Origin of the sequence: Acinetobacter sp. (assembly GCF_036659555.1) — a bacterium.
Classification (GTDB): Bacteria; Pseudomonadota; Gammaproteobacteria; order Pseudomonadales; family Moraxellaceae; genus Acinetobacter.
The window spans coordinates 1-7796 of the sequence record NZ_JAVXCI010000118.1; the positions used below are offsets into that span (position 1 = coordinate 1).

Genomic DNA, 7796 nt, shown 5'->3' on the forward strand with positions numbered 1-7796 from the left:
AACGCCTTCGAACTCGATGAGTTCCTCTTTATTGGCCATAGCCTACCTGAATGATTAAATTGGAAAGGCGCAAATTATAGTCAATTTTTTTGCTAAAAACAAGATGGAATGGCCGTCAGAATAACCATCTGCCAGTAAAATAAGCGAACACGCAGGTTAATTTTTTCTGTAAAAAAGCGGCGCGGCCTGTTGTCAGTTCGGCCAATCACAGTTAATCTAATTTTAATCTTTTTGGGTATAATTAAGTACATACAAGGAAGGTTCTGAAGTGGGTCAGCTAACCGATGCATCCGTAGTATTGCGGTTGGGCTATCAGGCGATTCGTCGCGCCGGTTTGCCAACGGAAGAAATTTTAACGAAAGCTGGCGTGGCCTTGGGGCAAGTCGAAACCAATGAGCGTACGCCATTGAATGCGCAGTATGCCTTTTGGGTGGCGGCTGAAGAAGTCAGCAAGAACTCAGACATCGGCCTGCATTTAGGCGAGCATTTGCCTTTATACCGCGGGCAGGTGATTGAGCACCTGTTTGTTTCATCCGAAAACTTCGGTGAAGGGCTGAAGCGGGCATTGGCCTATCAGCGCCTGATCAGCGATGCCTTTCATGCCAAGCTGATCCTGGAAGATGGCCGCTGCTATCTGACCAACGGCGTGCAGCCGTGGGCGGAAAATCTGGTCAACCGGCATTTTTCCGAGTGCGCGATGTCCGGCGTGCTGCGCTTCTTTAAATTCATTACCGAAGGGCGCTTTCAGCCGATTTACATCGATTTCAACTTTAGCCAGGGCGCGCCGGATGATGAATATTTCCGGGTCTATGAATGCCCGGTCAGCTTAGGCCAGAGGGAAACCCGCCTGTATTTTGATCCGGCCATTTTGGATCATCCGCTGTGGCAGGCGGAGCCTGAGCTGCTGCAGCTGCATGAGCAGCTGGCGCTTGAAAAGCTGCAGGAGCTGGCGCGCTATGATTTAGTCGGAGAGGTGCGCCGCGCCATCGGCTCTACGCTGGAAAGCGGTGAAACCACCTTGGAAACGGTGGCGGCGCAGCTGAATATTACCCCGCGCCGCCTGCGCACCCAGCTGTCTGAGGCCAATACCAGCTTTCAGCAGATCCTGTCTGACTACCGCTGCCGCCTGGCGAAAAAGCTGCTGGCCAATACCGCTGAAAGCGTCGAGCGGATTGTATATCTGACTGGCTTTTCAGAGCCCAGCACCTTTTACCGCGCCTTTAAGCGCTGGACCAATGAAACGCCGGTGGAGTACAGAAAGCGCAAGCAAAGGTGAAGTATTGCCCCATATAAATGCCGCTGAGATCAATAGTGAATGGAAAAATAGGATAATTGGAACGGCATGAAAACATTTTTCAATACATTAAAGCGGCTTTTGGGGCAGCAGGAGCATGAACCCCAGCAGGAAGAATATTCGGACGATCAGCTTATAACCTGGGCAGTCGGCTGCATGCTGGAGGGACTGGCAGATGATTTTTTTGAAGCGAAAATGCTCTGTTCACACGGGCTGGCAGCGGATGAACAAGGCCGGAGAACTGTTCAGATAAGCTATTTGGTCAAACTTGAAGCAGAATCAGAAGATGAGCAATTTGAACCTGCTGACTGCCTTTATCCGATTCAGTGTATTGAAACCATCTTAAAGGGAAAAGAATGGAGTGAAGCTTCGATTCACTTCACTCCAACGTCAGCGCGTTTTGCCTGGGCTTAGCCGTTAAAATCAAAAATCACTCCGGCATGTTCAGCCAGTGCGGCCCCAGCGGGACTTTCGGCAAATCAAAATGCTCTGGATAATGCGCCTGAATGAAATACAGGCCATCCGGCGGGGCGGTGACGCCGGCCGCTTTGCGGTCTTCGGCCGCGAAAATTTCGTCAATATGGTCAATTTCATGCATGCCTTGGCCGATTTCCAGCAGGCAGCCCATGATATTGCGCACCATATGGTGCAGGAAGCCGTCCGCCTGAATATCCAGCACTAGGTAGCAGCCGTGGCGGATCAGGCGGCAGTGGCTGACGTGGCGGATGGGCTGATTAGACTGGCAGGCGGCTGCGCGGAAGCTTTCAAAATTATGCGTGCCTTCAAATTTCTTGGCCGCTTCAATCATCTTGTCCGCATCCAGCGGATAGTAGGCGTGCGTAACCTGCTTGTGCAGCAGGGCCGGGCGCTGCGGATTATTGTAAACCACATAGCGGTAGCGCCGGGCCTGCGCCTTAAAGCGGGCATGAAAGCCTGCATCCATTTCCTTAATCCACTGGACGGATATATCCTTCGGCAGGGTGCTGTTGGCGCCCATCAGCCAGCCGCGGATTGGGCGGATGGCGCTGGTGTCAAAATGCGCGACCATATTGGTGGCATGCACGCCGGCATCGGTGCGGCCGGCGCCATGCACAATAACCGGCTCATTGGCAATTTTGCTCAGGACTTTTTCTAGGGTTTCCTGCACGCTTGGCACGCCAGGCTGCTGCGTCTGCCAGCCTTTGTAGCTGACGCCACAGAACTCTATACCGATTGCAAAACGCTGCATATTCACCTCAGTTTGGATTTCAGTCTTGCCAATGCATCTGCCATTGGCCCGCAGCGTCGTATTGTAAATGCATTTTCAGGGCTTTTGCATAAAGATCTGCATGGCTGTGGCAATGGCTGACCAGAATTTTCGCATCCTGAATCCATTGGCTGACGGCATAGCGCTGGTCAACGCCGCCGAAAGGCACTTGCGTGGTGATGATGACGGCGCATCCGCGCTGCTGCAGCGCCTGCAGCAGTTCAATAACGGCTGCATTGACCGCCAGATTGCCTGTGCCGAAGCCTTGAATAATGAGGGCGTGCGGCGGCTGTTCTGCAATCGCCTGCAGGTTCGCCAGCAGCAGGGCGGGCGCGGCCGGCTGCAGCATCAGGCTGATGCAGTTGAAGCCGCACGCCTTTTCGATGTGCTGTTCATGCACAATCAGCGGATGCGGATCATGCGCCAGCGGCTCGGCTGCAGGGGTTCCGGCAAAAGCATCCAGCGCCGTGGTATGCATTTTAAGCGCTGATGAGGCGTGAATCAGCTTCTGGTGAAAAGCCAGATAGACGCCGGCCGGCGCAGAGGCTGCCGATTCCAATGCAAAATTCAGATTATCAATGGCATCGGTAAATTCACGGCTGTCCGCGCCCTGCACATTCAGCAGCGGATACTGGCTGCCGGTCAGCACAACATGCGCAGTCTGCGCCATAAAGCGGGCGAGCACAGCGCCGGCATAGCTGAGCGTGTCCGTGCCGTGAATAATGACAAAATGCCGGTACTGCTGCAGCTGAAGCTGCTGAATCTGTTGCAGCAGCAGCAGCCAGTCGCTGGCGGTGCAGGCGCTGCTGTCGCGGATGGCCGGCGCGGTAAAGCATTCAATTTCAAAATGCACAGGCAGCAGGTGCTTCAGCTTGGGGAGGAACTGTTCAGCGGGCATAGGGCTTAGAGGCTCGCCGATGCAGCCAAAGGTGCCGCCCATATAAATCAAGGCTATTCTTTTCATCATAAAAAAAGCAGTCAAGGATGACTGCTTCAGTTTAAATCGAATTTGCTTAAGAAGCGATTTGATTCAGCAGCAGATCTGCCTGCTGGCGCTGTTCCGGTGAGTATTCAGCTTCTTTCTCCGCCAGCAAGTCACGGGCAGCGTCAAATGAGCCCAATTCAATGTACTGCTGCGCAAGTTCCAAATTCAAAGCAGCTTCATTGACTTCAGCCAGTTCCGGGAAAGACTGAAGCAGCGGGTCGCTCTTGTCCGCAGCCGGAATGGCAGGCGTGCCGGCGCTGCCGAGGTCAAAGCTGACGCCAGCAGGAGCAGCCGGCGCTTCAGCAGCTGGCTCCGCTGCTGGAGCTTCTAAAGAAGCCAGCTCAAAGTTCAGCGGCGCAGCGGCCTGCGGCGCTTCCGCCGGTTCAGGCGCATCGACTGCGAAAGAAAAATCCAGCGGCTTAATTTCTTCCTGAGCCGGCGCTGCCGCTTCGGCTTTCGCTTCCGGCGCTAAATCCAGCGAGAAGTCTAAAGGCTTGATCTCTGCCGCTGGTGCAGGCGCTTCAGCCTTTGCTTCCGGCGCTAAATTCAGCGAGAAGTCTAAAGGCTTGATTTCTGCCGCTGGTGCAGGCGCTTCAGCTTTTGCTTCCGGCGCTAAATTCAGCGAGAAATCCAAAGGCTTGATTTCTGCCGGCGCCGCCGCTTCGGCTTTCGCTTCAGGCGCTAAATCCAGCGAGAAATCTAAAGGCTTGATCTCTGCTGCTGGTGCCAGGACAGGCGTTTCCGCCTTAATTTCAGGCTGGGCCTTTTCTAGAGAAAATGAGCCGAAATCCAGCGGCTGAACGGCTTCTGGCGCAGGCGCTTCAGGCTTTGGCGCAGCTTCAAAAGACAAATTGAAGTCCAGCGGCTTGATTTCTTCCGCTGCCTTGGCAGCCGGCTGAGCAGCCTGCGGCGCCGGGTCCAGATGCAGCTGATCAAAGGCCAGGCTGGCTTTGGTTTCAGCAGCAGGAGCGCCTGTCATCAATGCATCAAAATCGGCATTATTCTGCGCTTTAGGGGCTTCCTGAACCGGTTCAGGGCTGAAAGATGTGCGGGTAAAGGCGATTGCTTCATCCGCGGCATTCTGCGATTTGTCAAAGCTGGCCTTTTTCGCTTCGGCCTGTTCCAGAATGCTGTCCAGTTCCAGTGAGCGCAAATGGTTCAGCAGCTGGCTGATGGCGAATTCATCTTTCTGCAGAATATGAATCTCTAAAAGGTAAAGATAAAGCTCATGCTGCGTATTGTCTTTTTTCAGCGCCTGATTGATTTGCGCTTCCGCTGAAAAGAAATTGCGCTCTTGCGTCAATGACTCAATTTTGCTGCGCACATCATCAGATAAAGGCGTGGTCTGTTTTTTCTCAGCTGTTGCATCTTGAACAGGCTGGGTTTTATTCGGGGCAACTCTAGCCGATGAGCCCGCTTTTTTTGCCTTGGCTTTCGGTGTTGCAGCGGTTGTTTTATCTGATCCCTGCGCGTCCTGGCGCTTTTTCAGCACCACCAGAACAATCAGCAGTATCACAAATGGAATCACATAAATCAGCATGTTATTACCCCTTGAGGATAGAGCGTTGCTAGGATCCGCTCATCCTTTTTAAATCGTCATGTGTAACGTGTCAGTTGATTGGCTTTTTCTCTGCCTGCCGCGCTTTCAGCTGCTGCTGCAGCTGTGCAAGCCGGGCATTTAGTAATTGAATTCTATGATCCTTTTGATTTAGCGCCAACTCTAATTGGGTTACGTTTCTCTGTAATTTAACGGTTTTTTCGCGAGATGTCATAACTTTTAATGATAACCCGTTCGAAGTTTGATTTTTTTCTGTGGCCTCATTTGCAGAAGTGCGGGCTGAATCTTGCGCTTTCTCCGCCACCAGGCTCATTTCCGCCTGATTCAGGCGGTATTTGGTTTTCCCTGACTGCGCAGACGGCACTTTCGCCAGTTCTGCAGCCGGCACGCGCACAGGCTCTTTAGGCGCCGCTGCGGGGCCTAAATTCAGCGAAACGCCGCTGCGCAGGCGGTTGGCGTCGCCTTGAATGAAGGCGTGCTGATTGCTGGCCTTGATCTGTTTCATGACTTCACTGACCGGGCGATTTTGCTGGGCCGCCATGCGTGAAGCAATGCCCCAAAGCGTTTCATTGGACTGCACCATATACTGCTGCGCTGCGGCCGTTTGGCTGCTTGGCGCTTGACTTTGCGCCGGCGGTTTGACCGCTGCCGGCTGCGCTTTAGGGGCAGGCGCTTGCGCTTTTTGAGCCGCCATTTCCGCTGCAAATTTTTTGGCCAGCGGATCGCTGGAAATGCCGTTTGGCGCAGCATGCGGCGCCGGCGCTGCTTTGGCGCGCGGCGGAACAGGCTGGGCCTTAACCGTTTCAGGCTGAGGCGCAGCGGCTTTTGCTTGAACGGCAGCTGGCGCTTTTGCCGGAGGCTGCGCTGGAACGGAGACCGCGAGCGGCTGCCGCTTTAAGTCTGTAAGGGCCGGCGCAGCGGGGCTGCTTTTGATCAAGCCCGGCGGTGCCGCCTGGCTGAGCGGCAGCGGCAGGTTGCCTGATTTGGCTGCGCCGGCAGGCTGGACTGCGGTGAACAGCGTGCTGACCGGCAGGTTCAGCGCAATGTCTTTTTCATTGACAATCCGCACGGGCGCCAGCGGGCGTTCATTGCGCGCGGTATTGACTATGCCGGCTGCAGGGCTGCGCTTCAGCGGTATTTTCACCTGCTGCAGGCGGGCAGCGCTGCCTTCGGTAATTTTGACAATAATGTTGAGTTCGGCATCGGTGACTGGGCGGGATGACGTAATGGTAATCACCCCATTGCCGGAGCCATCTCTGCGGGTAAAGAAATTCAAATGGCCGGGGGGCTGGTGGCCGGTTCCGATAGCCATTAAGTCTTCTGCAGAGGCGAGGCCTGCCTGCAGGGCTGAATTCGGGTCTGAATTGCGGAAATTGATTTCCGCATACAGCAGTTCTCCGGGCGCTGACTGAATTTGAATCGGGTCAAGCGTAATCGCATGAATGTTCTGCGAAGCCAGAATGGCTAAAATGGCGATCTTTAATTTTTTATATACATTCATCTTAATCTTTATAGCTCAGGCGATGCCGCATAGCGGAAATGATAGATTAACGTCATGCTTAAGAATAGTAAAATATAAACAGGAATACTACATAAAAAAGCCGATCAATGAAGACCGGCTTTTTTAAACTTGAGGCCATTTATATGGCTTTAGGCATTTTTATAGTCAATGAGGATGCGCAGCATGCGGCGCAGAGGCTCGGCCGCGCCCCACAGCAGCTGGTCGCCGACAGTGAATGCGCCCAGATATTCCTTGCCCATGTTCAGTTTGCGCAGGCGCCCGACCGGCACAGACAGTGTGCCGGTGACCGCGACCGGCGTCAGGTCAGTCATTGATGCTTCGCGGGTATTCGGCACCACTTTTGCCCACGGATTTGAAGCGCGGATCATGTCTTCAATTTCGTGCAGCGGCACATCTTTTTTTAGTTTCAGCGTCAGCGCCTGAGAATGGCAGCGCATTGCGCCGATGCGCACGCAGTGGCCGTCAATCGGAACAATCTGCTGGTTGCCCAGAATCTTGTTGGTTTCAACCTGGCCTTTCCATTCCTCTTTTGACTGGCCGCTTTCCAGCTGCTTGTCAATGTACGGAATCAGTGAGCCGGCTAAAGGCACGCCAAAGTTGGCAGCAGGGAAGCCTTCGCCGCGCTGCAATTCAGCGATTCTGGAGTCGATGTCTAAAATTGCAGATTTAGGGTCATCCAGCAGTTCTTTGGTATTGTTGTACAGGTAGCCCATGCCGCTGATCAGTTCGCGCATGTTCTGCGCGCCCGCGCCGGAAGCCGCCTGATAAGTCATTGAGGTTGCCCATTCCACCAAATTGTTCTGGAATAAGCCGCCTAAGCCCATCAGCATCAGGGAAACCGTGCAGTTGCCGCCGACAAAAGTTTTGGTGCCTTTGACTAAGCCGTCTTTAATGACATGCATGTTGACCGGATCAAGCACGATGATGGCTTCATCATCCATGCGCAGCGTTGAAGCTGCGTCAATCCAGTAGCCGTTCCAGCCTTCGGCCTTCAGCTGCGGGAACACTGCAGAGGTGTAGTCGCCGCCTTGGCAGGTAATAATGACATCCATCTGCTTCAGACTGCTGATGTCTGATGCATCCATAAGTGCTGGGGCGGTCTTGCCGCCAAACGCAGGCGCTTCACCGCCCGCGTTGCTGGTAGAAAAATAGAATGGCTCAAAATGAGCAAAATCATTCTCTTCAACCATA

7 protein-coding genes are annotated in these 7796 nt (G+C 53.8%); 2 read left to right on the forward strand and 5 right to left on the reverse strand.

Features of this window, described 5'->3' with window-relative positions; translation table 11 throughout:
• Positions 1-268 precede the first annotated feature (268 nt).
• Complete coding sequence (locus tag RSA72_RS13150) at positions 269-1276, forward strand: AraC family transcriptional regulator (protein WP_332622875.1); 1008 nt, start codon at positions 269-271, stop codon at positions 1274-1276.
• Between the two features lie 66 nt (positions 1277-1342).
• Positions 1343-1708, forward strand: a complete 366-nt coding sequence (locus RSA72_RS13155; protein WP_332622874.1) for a hypothetical protein — start codon at positions 1343-1345, stop codon at positions 1706-1708.
• Positions 1709-1724: 16 nt separating this feature from the next.
• Here RSA72_RS13155 and truA read toward each other — a convergent pair whose 3' ends face one another.
• The 5 genes from truA to asd form a co-directional block, all read right to left on the reverse strand.
• Entirely contained in the window at positions 1725-2522 is a 798-nt protein-coding gene (gene truA, locus RSA72_RS13160; RefSeq protein WP_332622872.1) for a tRNA pseudouridine(38-40) synthase TruA, read from the reverse strand.
• Between the two features lie 19 nt (positions 2523-2541).
• Entirely contained in the window at positions 2542-3507 is a 966-nt protein-coding gene (locus RSA72_RS13165; RefSeq protein ID WP_332622870.1) for an asparaginase domain-containing protein, read from the reverse strand.
• A gap of 46 nt (positions 3508-3553) precedes the next feature.
• Complete coding sequence (locus tag RSA72_RS13170; protein WP_332622868.1) at positions 3554-5065, reverse strand: fimbrial protein FimV; 1512 nt, start codon at positions 5063-5065, stop codon at positions 3554-3556.
• 70 nt (positions 5066-5135) lie between these two features.
• On the reverse strand, positions 5136-6584 hold the full coding sequence (locus tag RSA72_RS13175) for a type IV pilus assembly protein FimV (protein WP_332622867.1): 1449 nt from the start codon (positions 6582-6584) through the stop codon (positions 5136-5138).
• 149 nt (positions 6585-6733) lie between these two features.
• On the reverse strand, positions 6734-7795 hold the full coding sequence (gene asd, locus RSA72_RS13180; protein WP_332622866.1) for an aspartate-semialdehyde dehydrogenase: 1062 nt from the start codon (positions 7793-7795) through the stop codon (positions 6734-6736).
• Between the last annotated feature and the right edge of the window lies 1 nt (position 7796).